The organism is Neoroseomonas eburnea (assembly GCF_018129005.1).
In the GTDB taxonomy this organism is placed as follows: domain Bacteria; phylum Pseudomonadota; class Alphaproteobacteria; order Acetobacterales; family Acetobacteraceae; genus Neoroseomonas; species Neoroseomonas eburnea.
Map to the genome: position 1 here is coordinate 14031 of NZ_JAAEDL010000031.1, position 18830 is coordinate 32860.

The 18830-nt window shown below is 70.0% G+C and carries 19 protein-coding genes and 1 pseudogene; 4 read left to right on the plus strand and 16 right to left on the minus strand.

Translation table 11 applies throughout. From position 1 onward, the window contains the following. Positions 1–54 precede the first annotated feature (54 nt). On the plus strand, positions 55–1398 hold the full coding sequence (locus GXW74_RS22985) for an MFS transporter (protein WP_211848935.1): 1344 nt from the start codon (positions 55–57) through the stop codon (positions 1396–1398). A gap of 161 nt (positions 1399–1559) precedes the next feature. Here GXW74_RS22985 and GXW74_RS22990 read toward each other — a convergent pair whose 3' ends face one another. From GXW74_RS22990 to GXW74_RS23005, 4 genes are all read right to left on the minus strand, one after another. After that, entirely contained in the window at positions 1560–2552 is a 993-nt protein-coding gene (locus GXW74_RS22990; protein WP_211848936.1) for an IS481 family transposase, read from the minus strand. 73 nt (positions 2553–2625) lie between these two features. Further along, the gene (locus GXW74_RS22995) at positions 2626–2841 is read right to left on the minus strand and encodes a hypothetical protein (RefSeq protein ID WP_211848937.1); all 216 of its coding nucleotides are present in this window, start codon (positions 2839–2841) and stop codon (positions 2626–2628) included. After that, positions 2834–3868 (minus strand): universal stress protein, encoded by a 1035-nt coding sequence (locus GXW74_RS23000; RefSeq protein ID WP_338148308.1) that lies wholly within the window; start codon positions 3866–3868, stop codon positions 2834–2836. The genes GXW74_RS22995 and GXW74_RS23000 overlap by 8 nt, the downstream gene beginning before the upstream one ends. Then, the gene (locus tag GXW74_RS23005) at positions 3865–4191 is read right to left on the minus strand and encodes an ATPase inhibitor subunit zeta (RefSeq protein ID WP_211848939.1); all 327 of its coding nucleotides are present in this window, start codon (positions 4189–4191) and stop codon (positions 3865–3867) included. Before GXW74_RS23005 ends, GXW74_RS23000 begins: the two co-directional genes overlap by 4 nt. A gap of 381 nt (positions 4192–4572) precedes the next feature. Between GXW74_RS23005 and GXW74_RS23010 the strand changes: the two are divergent. Then, positions 4573–5315, plus strand: a pseudogene (locus tag GXW74_RS23010) (IS5 family transposase); the annotation flags it as partial. Between the two features lie 182 nt (positions 5316–5497). Here GXW74_RS23010 and GXW74_RS23015 read toward each other — a convergent pair. The 12 genes from GXW74_RS23015 to GXW74_RS23070 all read right to left on the minus strand — a co-directional run bounded on the left by GXW74_RS23015 (position 5498) and on the right by GXW74_RS23070 (position 16100). Beyond that, positions 5498–7186: a complex I subunit 5 family protein gene (locus GXW74_RS23015; protein WP_211848941.1), complete on the minus strand. Its 1689-nt coding sequence runs from the start codon at positions 7184–7186 to the stop codon at positions 5498–5500. Further along, entirely contained in the window at positions 7183–8658 is a 1476-nt protein-coding gene (locus tag GXW74_RS23020; RefSeq protein WP_211848942.1) for a complex I subunit 5 family protein, read from the minus strand. Before GXW74_RS23020 ends, GXW74_RS23015 begins: the two co-directional genes overlap by 4 nt. Continuing rightward, positions 8655–10097 (minus strand): complex I subunit 5 family protein, encoded by a 1443-nt coding sequence (locus GXW74_RS23025; protein WP_211848943.1) that lies wholly within the window; start codon positions 10095–10097, stop codon positions 8655–8657. The genes GXW74_RS23020 and GXW74_RS23025 overlap by 4 nt, the downstream gene beginning before the upstream one ends. Further along, positions 10094–10411, minus strand: a complete 318-nt coding sequence (locus GXW74_RS23030) for an NADH-quinone oxidoreductase subunit K (protein ID WP_211848944.1) — start codon at positions 10409–10411, stop codon at positions 10094–10096. Before GXW74_RS23030 ends, GXW74_RS23025 begins: the two co-directional genes overlap by 4 nt. A gap of 10 nt (positions 10412–10421) precedes the next feature. Continuing rightward, positions 10422–11396 carry a hydrogenase subunit MbhD domain-containing protein gene (locus GXW74_RS23035; RefSeq protein WP_211848945.1) on the minus strand — a complete coding sequence of 325 codons (975 nt, stop codon included), beginning with the start codon at positions 11394–11396 and terminating at the stop codon, positions 10422–10424. Beyond that, the gene (locus GXW74_RS23040) at positions 11393–11704 is read right to left on the minus strand and encodes a cation:proton antiporter (protein ID WP_027285821.1); all 312 of its coding nucleotides are present in this window, start codon (positions 11702–11704) and stop codon (positions 11393–11395) included. Before GXW74_RS23040 ends, GXW74_RS23035 begins: the two co-directional genes overlap by 4 nt. Further along, positions 11701–11979: an MrpF/PhaF family protein gene (locus GXW74_RS23045; RefSeq protein ID WP_027285822.1), complete on the minus strand. Its 279-nt coding sequence runs from the start codon at positions 11977–11979 to the stop codon at positions 11701–11703. The genes GXW74_RS23040 and GXW74_RS23045 overlap by 4 nt, the downstream gene beginning before the upstream one ends. Next, a complete protein-coding gene (locus tag GXW74_RS23050) occupies positions 11972–12469 on the minus strand; it encodes a Na+/H+ antiporter subunit E (protein WP_211848946.1) in 498 nt (165 codons plus the stop codon). Before GXW74_RS23050 ends, GXW74_RS23045 begins: the two co-directional genes overlap by 8 nt. A 415-nt stretch (positions 12470–12884) precedes the next feature. Continuing rightward, entirely contained in the window at positions 12885–14174 is a 1290-nt protein-coding gene (locus GXW74_RS23055) for an MgtC/SapB family protein (RefSeq protein ID WP_211848947.1), read from the minus strand. Next, positions 14171–14638, minus strand: a complete 468-nt coding sequence (locus GXW74_RS23060) for a hypothetical protein (RefSeq protein WP_211848948.1) — start codon at positions 14636–14638, stop codon at positions 14171–14173. Before GXW74_RS23060 ends, GXW74_RS23055 begins: the two co-directional genes overlap by 4 nt. 307 nt (positions 14639–14945) lie before the next feature. Beyond that, positions 14946–15674, minus strand: coding sequence for a Crp/Fnr family transcriptional regulator (locus GXW74_RS28680; RefSeq protein WP_211848949.1), 729 nt, complete (start codon positions 15672–15674; stop codon positions 14946–14948). Positions 15675–15776: 102 nt separating this feature from the next. Beyond that, positions 15777–16100 carry a DUF465 domain-containing protein gene (locus GXW74_RS23070; protein WP_211848950.1) on the minus strand — a complete coding sequence of 108 codons (324 nt, stop codon included), beginning with the start codon at positions 16098–16100 and terminating at the stop codon, positions 15777–15779. 645 nt (positions 16101–16745) lie between these two features. Between GXW74_RS23070 and GXW74_RS23075 the strand changes: the two genes are divergently transcribed. Next, a complete protein-coding gene (locus GXW74_RS23075; RefSeq protein WP_211848951.1) occupies positions 16746–17054 on the plus strand; it encodes a hypothetical protein in 309 nt (102 codons plus the stop codon). A gap of 442 nt (positions 17055–17496) precedes the next feature. Further along, complete coding sequence (locus GXW74_RS23080; RefSeq protein ID WP_211848952.1) at positions 17497–18825, plus strand: sodium-dependent transporter; 1329 nt, start codon at positions 17497–17499, stop codon at positions 18823–18825. Positions 18826–18830 lie beyond the last annotated feature (5 nt).

Consider the following 18830-nt stretch of genomic DNA (forward strand, 5'->3'; position numbering starts at 1 on the left):
GGTGCCGAGCGGCGCCGGCCGGACTACGCTAGGCTAATTCGCTCGGAGGACGCCGTGCTGTCGCCGCTGTCGAACCTGACCTACCGCCACCTGTTCCTGGCCCAGGTGTTGTCGCTGCTCGGCACCGGGCTAGCGACGGTCGCGCTCGGCCTGCTGGCCTACGAACTGGCAGGCGCCGATGCCGGTGCAGTGCTCGGCACGGCGCTCGCGATCAAGATGATCGCCTATGTCGGCATCGCGCCCGTCGCCGGCGCCTTCGTCCACCTGGTGCCGCGGCGCAGCCTGCTGGTGACACTCGATCTCCTGCGCGCCGGTGTCGCGGTCTGCCTGCCCTTCGTCACCGAGATCTGGCAGGTCTACCTGCTGATCTTCCTGCTGCAGGCGGGCTCGGCCGCCTTCACGCCGACCTTCCAGGCGACCATCCCCGACATCCTGCCGGAGGAGGCGGAGTACACGAAGGCGCTGTCGCTTTCGCGCCTCGCCTACGACCTCGAGGCGCTGGCGAGCCCCGCCATCGCCGCGGCCCTGCTTGGCGTGATCGGTTTCCACTGGCTGTTCGGGCTGAACGCGCTGGGCTTCCTCGCGTCTGCAGTGCTGGTGCTGTCGGTGGTGCTGCCCTCGCCGAAGCCACCGACGACTTCCGAGGGTGCCTGGGGGCGCACGACGCGCGGGGCGCGCATCTATCTCGCGACGCCGCGGCTGCGCGGTTTGCTGGCGTTGAACCTCGCCGCGGCCGCGGCGGGCGCGATGGTGATCGTGAACACCGTGGTGCTGGTGCGGGCCGGCTTCGGCCTCGGCGAGCGAGAAGTGGCCTGGACTTTGGCCGCTTACGGCCTGGGCTCCATGGTCGCGGCGCTCGCCCTGCCGCACCTGCTCGGCGATCGGATGACCGACCGGAGCGCGATGCTGGCCGGCGCCGCGCTCCTGGTCACTGGGCTGCTGCTGGCGCCCCTGGTGCCGTCATGGCCGGTGCTGCTGCCGGTCTGGGCGCTGCTCGGCCTCGGCAACGGGCTTGTGCTGACGCCGAGCGGGCGGCTGCTGCGGCGCTCCGCGCATCCCGGCGACCGGCCGGCGCTGTTCGCCGCACAGTTCGCACTGAGCCACGCCTGCTGGCTGCTGACCTATCCGCTGGCCGGCGGCCTCGGCGCAGCGATCGGGCTCGGGCCCACTTTCCTGGTGCTGGCCGTGCTGGCGGTGGCAGGGCTCGGTGCGGCGGCGGCGCTGTGGCCGCGGGATGACCCGGAGGAGATCGAGCACGACCATGCTGGCCTCCCACCGGAGCACCCGCATCGCGCAGCTGAGCACCAGCCGCTCGTGACCGGGCCGGACGGCTTCCGGCACCGGCATGCCTTCGTGATCGACGAGCTGCATCCAGAGTGGCCGGCCAGGACGCGGTAGCGGGATGGCTCTTCGCTGCCGAACCGAGCTGACCGCTCCGCGGTGACCCGAGCGACACAGCCGGCGCCCTGAACAGCAAGATCACCGAAGGCCGCTCATCTTTGCGCGCCTCTCCACGACCAAGGCATTCGGCGATTGCGAACCGACCAATCCAGCGATTCTTAGATGTTTGGTCCCGGCATTTCGTGGTGCGGATTTGCCGTGAACCGGTGAGGTTCTGCGGCCCATGAACGGCAAATGAACTCGTAGGGGGTGAGGCCCTTCAGGGTCTTGAGCCGCCGGGCGTAGTTGTAGGCGTCGAGGAACAGGGCGAGGTGACCGCGGAGCTCGTCGTGGCTGCTGTAGTGGTAGCGCCGGACGGTGGCCTCCTTGAGCGTCCTGTTCATCCTCTCGACCTGGCCGTTTGTCCACGGGTGGTAGGGCTTGGTCAGGCGGTGCTCGACTTGGTTCTGAGCGCAGGCGAGTTCGAAGGAATGGGCGCGGAAGATCTCGCCGCGGTCGATCGCCTCGCGGATGAGCGGTGCGGCCGAGGCAATGTTGCCCGGCGAGGTGAAGTGCTGGCCGTTGTCGGTGAGCACGGCGTGCACGCAGTAAGGCACGGCCTGCAGCAGGGCGCGCAGGAAGTCGGCGGCGATGCGCGTGGTGGCGCGCTCGTGCAGTTGGGCAAAGGCGAACTTCGAGGTGCGGTCGATGGCCACGAAAAGGTGGAGCTTGCCCTGTTCGGTCCTGACCTCGGCTATGTCGATGTGAAAGTAGCCGATCGGATAGGCCTTGAAGCGCTTGCGGACCGGCTTGTCGCCCTCGGTCTCGGGCAGGCGCGAGATGCCGTGGCGCTGGAGGCAGCGATGCAGAGCCGAGCGCGTCAGGTGCGGGATGCTGGGCTGCAGGGCATAGAGGCAGTCGTCCAGCGGCAGCAGGGTGTGGCGGCGGAAGGCGACTATGATCGCCTCCTCGTCGGCCGAGAGGGTGGTTGAGCGCGGCTGGGCCGGGCCCGTGCGCCGATCAGCGACGTCGCCTCGCGCCCGCCACTTGGCGATGGTTTTCGGGTTCACGCCATGCCGGCGGGCCAAAGCCCTCAGGCTCTCTTGACTATGCTGGATCGCGCGACGGACCGCCTCAGTCGTGCGGGCGCAGCCGTGAAGAACCTGGCCCATAGCGCATCTCTCCATGCCGGCGAGAAGACTGCACCATCAAAGCCTGGGACCAAACATCTAGAGCGCGCTGCGTTTACACGGAAGCGTAGCCTGCACCCCGCTTGCCGATGGTGAGTTCCACGACCACCAGCGGCACGCCCAACGCCAGCGCGATCAAAAGGTTCACCAGCAGAAAGGCGCCGCCGTTCTCCCCGGCCAAGTAGGCGAATCGCCAGATGTTTCCGAGGCCTGCGGCCGCGCCGATGGCGGCAAAAATTAGCCCGCTTCTGCTACCCCATTGCTCACCCATTCCCGCTCAGGCGAGGACCCGCAGAGGCGCCGCCCGCGCCAATCGTGGCGGACAGCGCGCGCGGCTCGCGGACAATCATCACGTCGCAATGCAGGCAGATGAGGAGACGTTCGGCGGTGCTGCCCATCAGGATGCCGAAGCGACCGCTTCGGCCATGCGTCCCCATCACGACGAGGTCGATGTCGTTGTCCCAGACATGCGTTCCGATCACGCTCTCGGCTGTTCCGTAGCGGATCAGGTACTCCATCTGCTCCAGCCTGTCTGGCGGTGCGCCCACGCTCGGCAGGAACGCCGCACGCTGACGCTCGGCATCCGCCAGCAACTCCGCCTCATGCGCCGCGCGGCTGATGAAGCCTTCGAACGGCACGCGGTACGCATGCGCCAGTATCATCCGGGCATCCGGGAATACGCTCAGTGCCTGCCGCAAGGCGTGGGCGGAAGTCTCCGAAAAGTCGGAGGCGACGACCACCGTCGGGTAGGCGCGCCAAGGGCGCATCTTCACGATCAGTACAGGCATCGGCGCACGATGGACCAGCCTCTCGACCGTCGTGCCGAGCACCGCTCGGGCAAGGTTTCCGCTGCGGGCTATGCCGGTGACGATCAGCTCGCAGTCGAGTTCGTTCGCCGTGCGCAGGATGATCTCCGCGGGATCCCCCCGCTCGATCACGATCTCCGCTTCGACGTCATGATTGCGCGTGGCGGCGCGGAGGTGACGCTCGGCAAGCGCCCGCACCGAACCGCCGGGAACCGGTTCGGGGCCTTGCTCCGGCTCATTGCCTTCCAGCACATACAGCACATGCAGTTTGGCACCCCAGGCCGATGCCAGCATCACTGCGCGGTCCAGGGCGCGGTCGCAGCGGCAGCTGAGATCCGTCGCGAGGAGCAGGCTTCGCGGCGGACTACCTAGCCCGGCATCCCGCCGTTCTGAGTCTTTCTGCATCGCACAACCTCCGTTTCCATCTCGGGCGCCCATCGCGCCGTCTGTGGCCGCCTGCGCTGGCGGCGGTGCTGCCACCGAATGGATCATAGCAGGTGCAACACGGTTTCGGCGTAAGCGCGGCGCTGCGCGACGGTCAGCTCGGAGCGCAGTGCCTCATCGCCGACGCAGCAACCTGCCGCGTCGAAATCGGCGGCAAGCTTGTGGATCACGTCGGCATCGCCCGGTTCGGCATGATCCACCCACATGACGTCTAGCGCATAGCGGGGCAGTTCCGCCTCGGGAAGGCCGAGCCGACGCCCCGCCCAGAGCCCGATGAGCAGGTTCCGCCTCGCCCTGGGGCTCTCGGCCGTTGCCTGCTCCAGGCTATGCAGTGTGATGTCGGCGGCGAGGGCGGTCTGAATCTGGGTCATCAAGTGATCTCCTCTACGTGGTTGTTGCTCCGGCGCCATGGTCCCGTCATGTCCCGCCCGTCGCGATCAGGAACAGCCCCGAGGATACGGCGCGTCCGAGCGAACCCGGACACGACCGCCCATGAAGGCGAGCCACATCCGGGCCGGGATTGCCGGGCCAGTCGGCGGACAGGATCGAGTCGAGGACGTCCATGCGGGCAGCGGGCTCCAGATCGAGGTACGGCGGCCCAGCGTGGCGTCGCATCGGACGGCAGGGCAGCCGGGCACCGTCCCGCGGAAGACATCGCCGCGCCGGCCGCCCTGGGCAAGGCGGGGTACGGCCGCCCCGTGCGGTTCCGCACGTGCAAGTTGGGCAGTTCCTGCGCAGCTGCGTCGGGCGTGGCGCCCGTATGGGACGTGACGGTGTTCACCAAGAACCGGGACCGGCTGCTGGGGACCGAGGTGGCGAGCAAGTTCTTCGCCGCCGTGCTGGCCGACCCAGAGGTCAAGCCGCTGCTGCCCTCGGCGTACTTCTCGGTGGCTGGCACGTTGATAGAGGCCTGGGCTTCGATGAAGAGCTTCCGGCCGAAGGACGGCTCCGGCGAGGCGCTCGGCCCCGGCCGCAACGGCGAGCGCGACTTCCATGCCGAGAAGCGCAGCGACGAGACGCATGCTTCGACCACGGACCCGGATGCGCGGCTGGCGCGCAAGTCGAACGGCCAAGCATCGAAGCTCTGCTACGCCGGGCACGTGGTGATCGAGAACCGGCACGGCCTGGCGGTCGCTGCGACAACGACGCAAGAGACGGGTATCGCGGAGCGCGACGCCGGCGAGGCGATGATGGCAGGGCTCGATCGTGCCGCGCGCAGCACGCTGGGAGGCTACAAGACCTACGACACGCGGGCCTTCGTCCGGGCAATGGGCGACATGGGCGTGACGCCGCACGTGACGCAGCACGCCAATGGCCGGCGCTCGGCGATCGATGGACGGACTACGCGGCACCTGGGCTACGCGGTGAGCCAGCGCATCCGCAAGCGGGTCGAGGAGGTGTTCGGCCGGCGCAAGGAGATCCGCGCATGCGCCGCACCCTGCTGCGCGGGCTGGAGCGGGTCGGATGGAGCTTCACGCTCCGCGTCGCCGCCTAAACCCCCGTCCGGCTGCCGAAGCTGTTGGCGGCGCCTGCCTGACTGGCGCCGCCAACAGGCCTCAACGCGGTAGTCCGCGGCGGTTGGCCACCGAAAACCACGCCCATCAGCCCGCCAAGCACCTCACAAAAACTACGCCGGCCAGGAAAACCAAGCCCTTGGCCGCGAATTTCCGCAGCCTGCTAGATCAGGCTAGCGGCGACGACCGCCCCCGCGATGGCCAATACCAGGATGGCGGCGGCGGCGCCTTCGCGGAAAACGTCCTCGATCCGGTCCAGATCCTCGCCGATGACGGTTTGCGGCTTCGGGCGCGATCGGCGCAGCGACCGCGACCCGGCACGCTCGGCGGCCCTTGCGGCGGCGCTCAGGGCCGCCACCCGGCGTTGCACCGGGCCAAGCGCATCGCCTTCTGGCAGGCTAGGCGCCTTCAGCCCGACCGCGACCGCGCCCGCAATCATCAGCGCCGCAAGCCCCAGCGGCCAGGCCTCGAAGATCAGCGACCGCAGGTCTGCGGCCAGCGGGGTCTCGCCGGTGATCCTGGCGTACAGAAGCCAGGGCAGCCACAGCGCCGCCCCGGACAGGGCGAGGAACGGCAGGGCCATCAGCAGCGGCGGGCGGCAGCGCGATTTCGCCCTTGGCAGCACTGCCAGACAGCGCGCCATCGCCAGCGCCGTCGTTAGCGCCGAGAGGCCGATCAGCGTGGCCCCAAAGGCCCCGGCCTGGTCCTTGAGCGCCGATTTGACCAGCGCCCCGGCCAGTAGCTGCATCCCGGCCAGCGACGAGCCCAGCACCGCCAGCGCCCCCAGAAGCCCCCAGCGCCAGGCCCGCCCGCAGACCGGTGCCAGCCCGACGCCCAGGAACAGCGCCCCCTTGGCGAGCCCGTGATGCAGCGCGAACAACGCCACCGCCGGCAGCACGGCCGCCGGCGCGCTGCCCCCGGCCAGGGCAAAGCCCAGAACCCCCATGACCAGGCCCATCTGGCTGACCGTCGAATAGGCCAGCACCGCCTTGGCGCCGGCCTGCGCCAGCCCCATCAGCGCCGCGAGGAAGAGGCCGGAAAAGCCCAGGATCATCAGGACATTGCCCGCGACCGCCGCCGGCATGCCCAGCGGCAGGAAGGCCACCAGCCCGAAGATCCCGGCCTTGACGATGGCGCCCGACAGCACGGCCGAGGCGGGCACCGGCGCGGCCGGATGCGCCACCGGCAGCCAGACATGCAGGGGCATGAGTCCGGCCTTGATCCCGAAGCCCGCGATCAGCAGCGGCACCGCCGCGGGATGCGCCGAAGGCAGGGCAAGGCCCGCGCGAACCGCCTCGATGCCTATGGCGCCGCCCGCCCCGAACGAGGCCAGCATCAGCCCTACCAGGATCGCCACCTCGCCGCAGACAGCCAGCACCAGATAGACCGTCCCCGCCCGCATCGAGGCGGGCTGGCGATCGTGGATCACCAGTGGATAGGCCAAAAGCGAGACCAGCGCGAAGAACACGTAGAAGCTGACGATGTCGGCGGCGATAAAGACGCCGAGATTGCCGGCCAGGACCAGGTTCCAGAACAGGGCGAAGCCGGCGGGCCGCTCGTCGCGCCGCATGTAGAAGGCGGCGTACACCCCGGCCCAGAACCACAGCGTCGCCGCACCGCCGAGAAACAGCGCGCCGGTCGCGCCCAGCTCCAGGCCGCTGTCCAGCAGCACCCCCGGCAGCGCGACGGGAACGTCGCGCGACGCGACGAGGGCCGCCGCCAGGGCCGGCAGTGGGCCAAGCGGCAGCAGCAGCACCATGCGCGACCCCCAGCCGGGCAGCAGGGCCAGCCCCGCCAGGAGCATCGGCCAGAGTACGGCCAGCGGCAAAAGCAGCGTCGGATCGGCGATCATCGCAAATAGCCCAGTCCGACCAGCGTGGCCCAGCCAAGCGGGCTGAAGGGCAGCGAGGCGAAGATGCCCGCCCCCAGCGACACCACCGCCGTCACCACCGCGGGCAGGATCAGCATTCGGTCGCGGGTGGTGGCCAACTCGGCGATGGCGGGCCGGCCGGGCGGCGGCGGCAGCAGCCATGCGCGGTACAGCAGCGGCAGGAAATAGGCGGCGTTCAGAAGCGACGAGCCCGCCAGCACCGCGACTGCCCAGGCCGCATCCGACTGCAACGCCCCGACCCCGAGATACCATTTCGAGATGAAGCCGGCCACCGGCGGCATCCCGATCATTCCCAGCGCCCCGACCGAGAACGCCGCCATCGTCACCGGCATCAGCCGGCCCGCGCCGTCCAGCTCGGCGATCGCCTTGATCCCCATCCGGTTGGCAAGCGCGCCAGCGCACATGAACAGCGTGATCTTCATGATGCCCTGATGCACCAGATGCACCAGCCCGCCGATCACCGCGAAGGGCCCGACCAGGCTGGCACCCAGCACGATGTAGCTGACCTGGCTGACGGTGGAATAGGCCAGCCGCTTCTTGAGGTCGCTCTGCATCAGGGCCCGCACCGAGCCGTAGAGGATCGTCGCCGAGGCAAGGGCGGCCAGTGGCACACCCAGGCCCAGTTCGGCCACGGTGCCGATGCCGTAGACATCGTAGATCACGCGCACGATGCCGAAGGCCCCGGCCTTGACCACCGCGACGGCGTGCAGGAGCGCGCTGACGGGGGCAGGGGCGGCCATCGCCTCGGGCAGCCAGCCATGGAAGGGGATGATCGCCGCCTTGACCCCCAGCCCGCCGATACACAGGATGAAGATCAGCGTCAGGGTCAGGGGCGGGATGGCGCCCAGATCGGCCGGGGCGGAAAACTCGATCGCGCCGACCAGCGATTGCAGCCACAGGATCCCGGCCAGGAAGGCGACGCTGCCCGCCAGCGTGTAGGTCAGATAGATCTGCCCCGCCCGCAGCGACTTGTCGTCGCCCCGGTGCGCCACCAGCGGCCAGGTCGCCAGCGTCAGCAGTTCGTAGAACAGGAAGAAGGTGATCGCGGTGCCCGACATCGCCACGCCGGTGGCCGCCAGCACGCACAGGTTGAAGAAGCCGAAGAAGCGCGGCAGGTTCGGACCCCGGTCGAAATAGGCGATGGCGTAGATCGTGGTCAGCAGCCACAGAAACACCGAAAGTGTCACGAACAGCAGCGCCAGCGGGTCCAGCCGCAGCACGAAATCGTAGCCCGGCAGGAATTCGTAGCGCCATTCGAACACCACGCCCGCCTGCGCCTGCACCAGCAGGTAGGCCACCACCAGGAGCTTGACGAAGGCCACGCCGATGTTCGCCCCGTTGCGCCAAGCCGAGAGACGCTCGGGCAGGGCAAAGCTGACCAAAGCGGCGACCACCGGCAGCAGGACCAGCAGAAGCGGCGCGAAGGTCATCATGGCGCGGCCGCGCCCGGGGCGGCCCAGGGCGCGGCAATCGCCGACAGATTGTGCAGCGCGCTGCCGCCGAAACCCATGGCGATGGCCAGCCCCGCCAGCACCAGCGGCGCCGCCGTGCAAACCCCGCGCGTCGCAGGCTCACGCGGCGCCGGCCCGGCTGCAAAGCAGGCCGAGAGCGTCCGGAAAAAATAGACCGCCGCCAGCAGACCGCCCAGAATCATCACGCCGGCATAAAGGAAGGCGCCCTGCGCGATCGCCGCGTTCAGAAGCAGGAACTTGCCGGTGAACCCGCCCGAGGGCGGCAACCCCATCAGCGACACCGCTGCCAGGCCGAAGGCGGTCACCGTCAGCGGCATCGCCTGCGCCAGCCCGCCGAGATCGCCGATCCGGTCGCCGGCGGCGGCCTTCAGCATCAGCCCGGCGGCAAGGAACATCGCCGCCTTGGCCAGCATGTGCGCCACCGCATGAAGCATCATCCCGGCCCAGGCACCGGACGGGTCCGGCGCGCCTGCGACCAGCGGAAAGGCGAGGAACAGGTAGCCGACCTGGGCCACCGTCGAATAGGCCACCAGCGCCTTCAGCCGCTGCTGCCGCATCGCCTGGACCGAGCCGTAGATCACCGCCAGCGCCCCCGGCCCGCCCAGCACATGCAGCGCGGTCGGGCCGGTGACGGCCGGAAAGGCCTCGAACCAGAGCCGCAGCAGGATGACAAATCCCAGCTTGACCGCGATCGCCGACAGCAGCGCGCTGGCTGGGGCGGGGGCGGCGGCGTGGGCGGGCGGCAGCCAGCCATGCAGCGGGAAAAGCGCGGCCTTGATCAGAAGTCCCGCCGTCATCAGCCCCAGCGCCAGCATCGTCGCCAGATCGGGCTGTGCGACCTGCGAAAGCAGGGTGACGTCCACGGTGTTGTAGCGCCCCACCAGAAGCGCCACTCCCAGGAGGTAGGCCAGCGAACCGACCAGCGCGATCATGAAATAGCGCAGCGCCGCCTCCAGCGAGCCCATCGCCGCCAGCGCCACGGCGGCCAGGCTGACCATCTCCAGTGTGACGTAGAGGTTGAACAGGTCGGTGGTCAGAAAGCCCGCATTCGCCCCCGCCCAGAGCAGATAGATCAGCGGCCAGAAGGTCTCGGCCTGGGCTGCGTTGCCGGCCTTTTCCGGCGGATCGACCAGCGCGTGCAGCCCGACCGCGCCGATCACCAGCGCCGTGGCCGCCACCATAAGCCGCGCCACCCCATCGGGGCGCAAAAGGATGCCCAAGGGCAAGTCCCAGTGACCGACCAGATAGGCCGCATCGGGCGGCACCAGTGCCAGCCAGAGCGCCAGCCCCGCCATCGCGGGCACCGCCGGCAGGATCAGCCAGCGCGCGGCCCGCCCTGACAGCAGGGCGGCCAGCATGAATCCGAGCGGCACCGCCACCAGAAGGTCAAGCGGGCTCATGGCACGGGCTTTCCGCCGTCGGGCCGTGTGGCGGCGTTCGTCGCCGCGCGCGCCTCGGCCAGCCGCACGATCATCGCCGCGCCGAAGGCGGTCAGCGCAACGGCCACGACGATCCCGGTGATGACCAGCGCCTGCGGCAATGGATCGGTCGCGTCGGGTCCTCGGCCCAGACCGCCCAGGATCAGGAAGATGCCTGCCCCGACCACGTTGATCGCAAGCAGCTGGCGCAACGGATGGCGCAGGATGATGAAGGCAAAAAGACCCAGACCGGCCAGGATCGCGCCGGTCAGGGCGTAGACATGCCCCGTCACCATGAAGCCGGCCTCAGCAACCGCTGTTCCTGCCGGCGCCACCAGCGGGGCCCGCCGGCCCGATGACATTGGGCCCTGCCACCAGCAGCGCCAGCGTCGCCCCGATCGAAAGGGCCAGCGAGTATTCGATCGCAAGGATCGCCGCCTTGGCCAGCCCTTGAGGATAGACCAGAAAGCCGCCGAACCCCGTTCCGGCCAGGCCGATCAGCAGAAACACCAGCGGTCCCAGGACCAGCGCCACCCGCAGCCCCGGAAGGTCGCTGCGCGGCAGGCCGATCGCGCCGCCTATCGCCGACACCATCAGCCCGCCCGCAAGAACGGTGCCGGCCTGAAAAGCTCCGCCCGGCACGTCCGATCCGGCCCAGACCAGATATGTCGCCATCACCAGCGCCACCGGCAGCAGAAACCGCCCGAAACTGCCGGCCACCCGGCGCATCGGCCCATCGGCCATGCCGAGATCAGCCGGACGGCCCGGCCAGACCCCGGCGGGCGCCAACGACCAGACCGCGACCAGCGCGCCCAGCAGCACGAAGCTTTCCAGGAGCGTGTCATAGGCGCGGAAGGCCAGCAGGACGCCGGTCACCCGGTTCTCGATGCCAAGCCCCGGCATCAGCGGCGCGACTGCGCGGTCAAGCCCGCTTTCCGCCGGGATCGAGAGCACCGCCGCAGCCAGCAGCAGCACGAAGCCCGCGCAGGCCGCAAGGGCGCCCGCCCGCAGCCACGCGGACGTATCGGCGCAGGTCGCGTCATCGCCCAGCGCCAGAAGCCGCGCCCGGGCCAGGATCAGAAGGACCCCGGTGACCCCGGCGCCGAGCGCGATCTCGGCCAGCGCCACGTTGACCGCATCGAGCCCCAGCCAGGCCAGACCCAGGAGGTTGCCGAAGGCGATGAAGAAGGCGATGGCCGCCAGCGCGTCGCGCACGAAAAGCGCGATGCCCGCCGTACCGAGGATCAACAGGCACAGGATGATGTCGAAGGCAGCGGTCAAGGCCGGTCGCCGTCCGGATGGCTGCGGGTCCCGTCCAAGCGGGCCTGCCGGGCCAGCAGTTGAGAGGTGATGCCGGCCGCGATCACCGCGAACAGCCAGACCAGCGCGATCTTGGCGGCCACTGCCAGCGAACCCCAGTGGAGCGCCGCCGCCAGCGCCACCAGCCCGAGCCCGAGGTTGTCGGCCTTGGTCAGCGCATGCAAACGCGAGGCGGTGTCAGGAAAGCGCAGGAGACCCAGCGAGCCTGCCCCATAGAAGGCCAGCCCCGTGCCCAGCAGCGCCAGAACCGCCAGATCGATCCAGCTCATCCCCTGCCCTCCGGCCGGTCGCCGGGCTTGGCGGCGCTGCGCGCGAAGGCGGTCACCGCGACGGCGGCCAGCAGCGTGCCGATCAGCGCCGCGTCCAGCATCGCCGCATCGCGCCGCGCCGCGCCGAGGACCACCGCCACGCCGATCACTCCGGTGCCGGCCAGTTGGGCGGCCATGATCCGCTCCACCGGACCGGGGCCGCGCCAGCAGCGCCCCAGCGCGACCGCGACGCTCAGAAGCAGGAAGACGGCCGCAAGCGTAAACCAGTCAGCCATTCGCGACATCCTGGCTGTCAATGCGCCGGTCGAACAGGCCAAGAATCCGGCGTTCATCGGCCTGCATCCTGTCGGCAGAGTATCCCGTGACGTTCAGAAGGTGGACGTCCATCGCCGCGTCGCCGGATCCCGCCGCGAGGCTTCCGGGCAGGATGCTGACCACCCCGCCCAGCAGCACACCGGCCGCTTCATTCCGGTTGGTGAGTTGAGCGCGCACCCACCCAGGCGCGATCGGCAGGCGGGGGTCGAGGGCACGCCGCGCGACATCGAGTCCACCCATGAAGGCGTCCGCCAGGAAACGCGGCAGGAACCCCGCCACCCGCCAGAGCACGATGCCAGGCTGGTCCGCGGGATACAGTCGCAGACTGAGCAGCGTCGCAGCAGCAACCGCAAGCCCGCCATAGATCAGCGCATCCGCCGATCCACCCGTCAGGGTGACCCAAAGCAGCGCAAAAAAAACCGACCGGTTCAGAGCTGAGGCAAGCCGCATCGTCTCTCGAGTGCCTTTGTGGGTGGCGGGTCGGATAACAGTACTTTCCAGGATTCCGACAACCGGAAAACAGGCAAGCGCCCGTGGGCAGCGCTTGCCTCCCCGCAGAAGGCTCATCGGACCGCATAGCGGCACAGCATACCGCGCCCGGCGGGTTTCTGCCATGCCGCCCTGAGCCGCCGATGCTGGCCGGCGACCACCGGGACCTCGCGCGCCATCGCGACGCAGCGGGTCGGCCGCCGGTCGCGACAATCGGAGGTCGAACGGGCCAGCCAGGGTCGGCTTGCGCTTGCGGCGACGCGGATCGTCGTCGCGCAGCGACCGTCGTCACGGCCGGGGCCTCGCGGCGGCATCAGCGGGAGAGCGGACGGTTCCGCGACGCAGCCGCGTACGGCCTCCGGCGGCTGGCGGGTCATCAGGGCAGCGCCGCCGGAACCGGCAGCAGGAACGCCGCCCAGGCCGCCGCCAGGCCAAGAATGAGCCCAGGCACCACCCGGCCGGCAAAGCCGCCGCGCCCGAGCGTCACGGCCAGGACGACCCGGGCACCGGTGTTGGTGCTGATCGCCGCAAGGATCGGCAGCACCGCCTCCTGCGGCGCGATCTGGCCCGCCCCGACCATCAGCGCGACCGAGATTGCCGCCGATTGCGTGTTGACGATGCCGGCCAGCGCGGCGGCCGCGATCATGGCGTTCAGCCCGAACTCCTGCTGCACGGCGGTGGACGCCAGCATGATCCCGGCCAGGGCCGCCGAAAAGGCCAGCGCCCCGGTCAGGCTGATCGCGCGCGGCTGCACGACCGGAGTGGCGCCCTGGTCTGGCGGCGGGTTCTCGGCGCAGGCCGGCGGCGCTCGCAAGGCCGTAATCGTCCATGGCGCGGCATAAAGGACTGCCGCCAGACCCCCGGCCAGCAGTGGCAGCGCCATCGCGTTCAGCGTGGCCACGCTGGCCGCCGCCAGCACCATCGACATCGTGACGGCCGTCGAGAGCGAGGACAGACAGGCCCCCGCGACCGCCCCCCGCATCTGCGCAGGTGCCGAGCGCGTCCGCCGGGCCATGTCACGGATGGTCGCCGTGCTGGAGACGAAACCCGAGGCGAAACCGGTCAGCGCCAGTCCGTGTTGCGCCCCGCAGAGCCGCACCGCCACATAGCCGGCTGCGGCGATGACCATGACCATGATCACCACCGACCACATCAGATAGGGGTTCAGCACGCCGTAGGGGCCGAAGGTCCGGTTTGGGAGGATCGGCAGCACCACGAGCGTGGCGGCCGCCAGCAAGAGCCCATCGCGCAATTCCTGCTCGGTCATCACCGACCGCACGAAGCCGCGCAGATAGGCCCGCGATGCCAGAAGCACCGCCACCACGACCCCGGTCCCGGCGGCGACCACGGGATGCGTCACCGACAACCCGCCCAGCAGCACAGTCATCACCAGGGCGACCTCGGTGGTCAGGCCGATGTGTTCTGACTTGTCGCGCCAGTAGGCCAGCCCAACCAGCAGCATGACGCTGATGATGACGGTGGCCAGCAGGATGACACCGCCGGCCTGCTGCGCAACCGCGCCCAGAAGCGCCGTGATGGCAAATGTTCGGATTCCCGCCAAAGACTTGACGTCGGGCGACATGCGCTGCTCGCGCTCGGCCCCGATCAGGAGGCCGATCCCCAGTGCTTCGGCGAGATTGAACAGGATCAGCGCCTCCTGGTTCATCGGCGGGCCCGGCAGGCGTTGCCCTCGGGTGCGCGGCCGAAGGCGGGCGCGCGCTCGATCCGGGGGAGGAGGAAATCCTCATGGAAGTCGTCGGCCATGTCCTGGCCGGCGTGGTCGCGGGGAAGCGCGAGCCCGCGAGCGACACCCTCGGCGAAGCCGCCGACGCGGCGGCGCACGTCATGGCGGATCGGTTCGAGAGTCTCGAAGCGGGTGGCGCGTGGCGCGGCGTGGACGCCGACGCGCTCGGCCGGGCGGTGACCGACGGCGATGAACACCGCGACCTGCCGGCCGCTGGTGATCGCGGTGGTCGGGCCGGTGCCCCGGAGGGAGTCGACCGTCGCCGGCATGGTCGGGCGGTCGTGGCTCCGCGGCCCGCGTGGCCCGCCGCGCTGCGACGGGGCGGGCAGATCGTGCGCGCGCACAAGGCGCGGCACCCCCGGCCGCGCCGTCTCTCTCGTCGCCATGTCCGTCCCTCCGGCCGAAACTGTCCGCCCACGCGACGATAGACCGCCCCGCCTGATCCGCCGAGGGACGACGGGCACGGCGCGCCGTCCGCGGCTCCGAGTAGCCGTGCAGCATCGCACATAGGCTTTCTGCGCATGGCCATGAACCGCCTCGTGCCTGGCCGCCTCGCCCGATGGCTCTCACGCTGCCACCGGACTACATCGCCGGCGTACCGCTTCTAGAGGGGCAGGTCACCTGAATGTCCGTTGATATCGCTCACCATCTTCCGGACGATTTCCCACCGGTCGGACATTCATTCACAAACTCTCACGCCAAGCGCTTCGCGGCTTCCATCGCTGCCTCGACGTCGGCCCGAATCGCCGCCTCATCCAGCAGGACAATGGCGCGCGGCCCGACCCGGAGGCGGCCGAGACGGACGAGGTCCGCCAATTCACGCGACACCGCCTCGCGTCGCGCCCCGATCCGCGACGCGAGTTCGGGCCGGGCCGGCGGCGGCGAGATTGCAAGACCTCCTCCTGCCTCCGGCGGGCGAGGCCGCGCAAGACGAAGCAACTCGGCGCAGAGTCGCTGCCGCGTCGGCAGCACGGCGTATTCGAGTAGGCGTCGGTTCTGGCTCCGCACCCGCTCCGCCAGCAGCGCGATCAGCCGCCGCCCGAGCGGTGGCGAAGCCAGGATCAGTTCCACGAAGGCGTCGCCCGGCATCACCGCAATCACCGCGCGATGGAGGGCGTGAATGCCAGCCGAGGGGGAAACGGCGGGGCCCGCGAAGGCTGCCAGCTCGCCCACGAAGGCGCCCGGGCCCACCTCGGCCACGATCTTCTCCCGCCCCCCGCTCGATCGCATGAGGACCCGCAGCGGCCCGCCACGCAGGACCACGCGCACCTCGGTGGAGGGGCAGTCGAAGTCGAGCACTAGCTCGCCGGCAGCGACTTGCACGACCCGCGACGCAGCCTCCGCACGGGCGAGCGTCGCGGCGTCCGCATCCCTGAAGAAGGCAAGTCGCCCGAGGCCCGGCGCGAGGCGTTCCTTGTCCACCGCGTTCCTTAACCGGCTGCGGCGGGTAGTGTTCCGTGCGATGGCCTTTCGCGCAACCGGGAAGTGTTGGTTTCGATGGCGGCGAGGACGGGAGGCGGTCCCTCAGATGCCGCGCTCCAGGGCGGCGATGCGGTCGCGCACGGCCAGGCGCTCGCGCTTAAGAGCGCCGAGTGCGGCGGCGTCGGGCCGCGGTCTCGCCGCCGCCTCCGCGATCCGGCGCTCCAGCGCCGAATGGTGAAGCCAGAGCCGCGACAGGAGCCAAGTGAGAGAGGCCAAGTCTTCAGGCAGCTTATCGCTGGATTGCAGCGCGCTTCGCTCAAACGAGAGCCGCGTGGGGAACAGCCGGTATCCCTCCCGCAAGGCCTGGTGGCGACACGTGACGGCGGTCGGCGTGGAAGCGATCGGGGGGCGGGCGTCGGCGGTCATGGTCGGCGTCTCCGTCTCTGGCGCCCGTTGGTCGGACGCGCAAGGTGAAGGTCCGACATCACGCCGCCCCAGCGTTCGGATCGGCGTCAGAGGCACCCGGACCTAACACGGTGTACATCCGGACTGCTGGTACGTGGTTCAATCCGGCTCCGGCCGAGACCGTGCGGAACCGCACGCGGCGGGCGTGCCCGCGCTTGCCTGGCGGTTCAGGCACGGCGATGTATGCCGCAAGACGGTACCCGGGTTCCTCTGGCGCGATATGCAGCGTCATGTCGGACCGTCGCGCCCGCACATGGAGCCCGGTTTCAACATGGACTGCTGCGACTCGATCCTGGTCGGCAACTGGACCCGGCAAGCCTGCCTGGACGCGGCGCGCCTTCATGGCAAGCGTCATTGGCCTGCCGGTCGTCGACCTCGGGGCGCTGCACGCCCGGAGCGGAATGCGCGAGAGCCTCAGCCTGTCGGCCGGCTGCATCGTTCTCGGACTGACCTTGGGCGACCGCGTGCGCTCCATTTTCGCGGTGCTTCTGCTCAGGACGGGCGCGCCGATGCGGGTCTTCGCGGGCAACGAACACGACGTCGGCAGGTTCCGCGCGTCGGGCGTGCCGACCACACCGGCCAAACCAACAATCTGGAGAAGATGCGATGATTCGGGACTTCTTTCTTTGGCTGCTGATGAGCCTGGTAGTCGAGCCGATGCAGGCGGAATGGAGCACGCGGCTGCAGGCGGCAGGCGCATCGCCATCGGTCGTCGCCGACGTGACGCGCTGCACCTCGGAGGCGGGTCCGGCACTCGCCGCGCGCGCGGCCGATGACCCATGGTGGGGGATCACCACCGCCGCGGGCGTGCTGATCGGCTTCCGCGATGGCGTCGTGATCGTCGCGGAGGCGACTCCGGGGTGCGCCGCGGCGGTGCAGGCGGCTGGACCGTTCCTGGCTGGCCTCCGCTCCTGAGCGGGCGATCAGGGCATCAGCGCGGGTTGAATCACCAGCTGGCACTTCCACCGATGGAGGCGGGAAGCCATCGGCGCCGCGAGCCTGTCCGCGGCGCCGACCTAGTAGTGTGGCCCGCCCCGCAGGGGCGTGTCGCTCCCAAGCGGGACGCGGCGACAGGATTGAGGCGCAGGAGGATCCCGCGGTGTGGCACCCCGTTGCCGCCGGGCTCCGCCTCGGTCATGGTGCCAGCCTGCGGTGCCGCTGGTCGTGCAGGCGGCTTCGTCATCGCCGACCTTCGTGGTATGGCTCCCCGCTCCGGCACGCGGGTCCTGATGCCACGGGAATGTGACCGCCGTGATGGACTTCGCCATCCTCAAGCCGAAGGCCGTCGGCCGGACACCATGCCGCCGGCCGGTCCGTTTCCCGGACGGATGGGATACCCGGAGGCGGTGCGCGCCCGATGCGTGAGCAATGGGGCAGCCAGACGGGCTTCATCCTCGCCGCCATCGGCTCGGCGGTTGGGCTCGGAAACATCTGGCGCTTCGCCTATGTCGCCGGCGAGAACGGCGGTGGCGCGTTCCTGCTGGTCTATCTGGTCATCGTCCTGACGCTCGGCCTGCCTCTGGTCGTCGCGGAGATCGCCATCGGGAAGCGCAGCAGGGTTGACGGCGTCACTGCCTTCGAGCGCCTCGCGCCTGCCTCGCCTTGGCGCCGGGTCGGGTGGCTCGGCGTGGCGGGCTCGGCGCTGATCCTGGCGTATTACTCCGTAATCGCCGGCTGGGCGCTGCGCTACTTCTCCGCCGCCGCGTCCGGGACGCTGTGGGACCGCCCGCCGGGCGGCTTCGCGGCCTCCTTCCGCGCCTTCATCGCCCATCCGCTCGAACCGCTCGGCTGGCATTTGGGCATGATGGCGATCAGCATGGCCATCGTCGTCGCCGGCGTCGCCCGCGGCATCGAACGCAGTTGCCTGTGGCTGATGCCGATGCTGGCCTTCATCGTCCTGCTGCTGGCCGGCTTCGCGCTGACCCTGCCGGGCTCCTCCGGCGGCGTCGCCTTCCTCTTCATGCCCCAGTGGTCGGCGGTGTTCGACCCGCGCGTGGTCCTGGCGGCAATGGGGCAGGCTTTCTTCTCGATCGGCCTCGGCATGGCGGTCTACATCACCTACGGCGGCTACATGAAGCCCGAGCAGCGCATCGTCGGCTCGGCCGCGGTGATCGTCGCCGGCGACACCTGCTTCGCCATTGTCGCCGGCCTGGCGATCTTCCCGGCGGTCTTCGCGATGGGTGGCAACCCGGCTGCCGGGGCGGAGCTCGCCTTCATCACCCTGCCCGACATCTTCCTCGCCATGCCGGGCGGCAAGATGTTGGCCAACGCCTTCTTCCTCCTGCTCAGTGCGGCGGCGCTGACCTCGATGATCTCGCTGCTCGAGGTTCCGGTCGCTGCCCTCATGCAGCGTGCCGGCCTGCGGCGCCGCACGGCCGTCCTCGCTGTCGGCGGCGCGGCCCTGCTGGGCGGCGTGGCGCCGGCCCTCGGATACGGACCGCTCGCCTGGCTCAACGTGACCGGCGCGCCGCTGCTCGAGGAGGTGGACCACGTGGTCTCCAACCTGGTCCTGCCGCTGGCCGGCCTCGGTCTCGCCCTGTTCTTCGGCTGGGTGCTGCCGGCCGGCACCGCCCGCGACCTAGCGGGAATGCGCGGCCTGGCCTGGGCGCTCCTGCTGTGGGCGATCCGCTGGCTCGCACCGGTGTTCATCATCGGCCTGATGCTGTTCCGGCTGCTCGCCGGCTGAACGGA

Bases quoted from the DNA above. Each gene is read 5' to 3' on its own strand.
- GXW74_RS22990 (WP_211848936.1), bottom strand. From the start codon at position 2,552: ATGGGCCAGGTTCTTCACGGCTGCGCCCGCACGACTGAGGCGGTCCGT.
- GXW74_RS22995 (WP_211848937.1), bottom strand. From the start codon at position 2,841: ATGGGTGAGCAATGGGGTAGCAGAAGCGGGCTAATTTTTGCCGCCATC.
- GXW74_RS23000 (WP_338148308.1), bottom strand. From the start codon at position 3,868: ATGATCCATTCGGTGGCAGCACCGCCGCCAGCGCAGGCGGCCACAGAC.
- GXW74_RS23005 (WP_211848939.1), bottom strand. From the start codon at position 4,191: ATGACCCAGATTCAGACCGCCCTCGCCGCCGACATCACACTGCATAGC.
- GXW74_RS23015 (WP_211848941.1), bottom strand. From the start codon at position 7,186: ATGATCGCCGATCCGACGCTGCTTTTGCCGCTGGCCGTACTCTGGCCG.
- GXW74_RS23020 (WP_211848942.1), bottom strand. From the start codon at position 8,658: ATGATGACCTTCGCGCCGCTTCTGCTGGTCCTGCTGCCGGTGGTCGCC.
- GXW74_RS23025 (WP_211848943.1), bottom strand. From the start codon at position 10,097: ATGAGCCCGCTTGACCTTCTGGTGGCGGTGCCGCTCGGATTCATGCTG.
- GXW74_RS23030 (WP_211848944.1), bottom strand. From the start codon at position 10,411: ATGGTGACGGGGCATGTCTACGCCCTGACCGGCGCGATCCTGGCCGGT.
- GXW74_RS23040 (WP_027285821.1), bottom strand. From the start codon at position 11,704: ATGAGCTGGATCGATCTGGCGGTTCTGGCGCTGCTGGGCACGGGGCTG.
- GXW74_RS23045 (WP_027285822.1), bottom strand. From the start codon at position 11,979: ATGGCTGACTGGTTTACGCTTGCGGCCGTCTTCCTGCTTCTGAGCGTC.
- GXW74_RS23050 (WP_211848946.1), bottom strand. From the start codon at position 12,469: ATGCGGCTTGCCTCAGCTCTGAACCGGTCGGTTTTTTTTGCGCTGCTT.
- GXW74_RS23055 (WP_211848947.1), bottom strand. From the start codon at position 14,174: ATGAACCAGGAGGCGCTGATCCTGTTCAATCTCGCCGAAGCACTGGGG.
- GXW74_RS23060 (WP_211848948.1), bottom strand. From the start codon at position 14,638: ATGGCGACGAGAGAGACGGCGCGGCCGGGGGTGCCGCGCCTTGTGCGC.
- GXW74_RS23070 (WP_211848950.1), bottom strand. From the start codon at position 16,100: ATGACCGCCGACGCCCGCCCCCCGATCGCTTCCACGCCGACCGCCGTC.
- GXW74_RS23075 (WP_211848951.1), top strand. From the start codon at position 16,746: ATGATTCGGGACTTCTTTCTTTGGCTGCTGATGAGCCTGGTAGTCGAG.
- GXW74_RS23080 (WP_211848952.1), top strand. From the start codon at position 17,497: ATGCGTGAGCAATGGGGCAGCCAGACGGGCTTCATCCTCGCCGCCATC.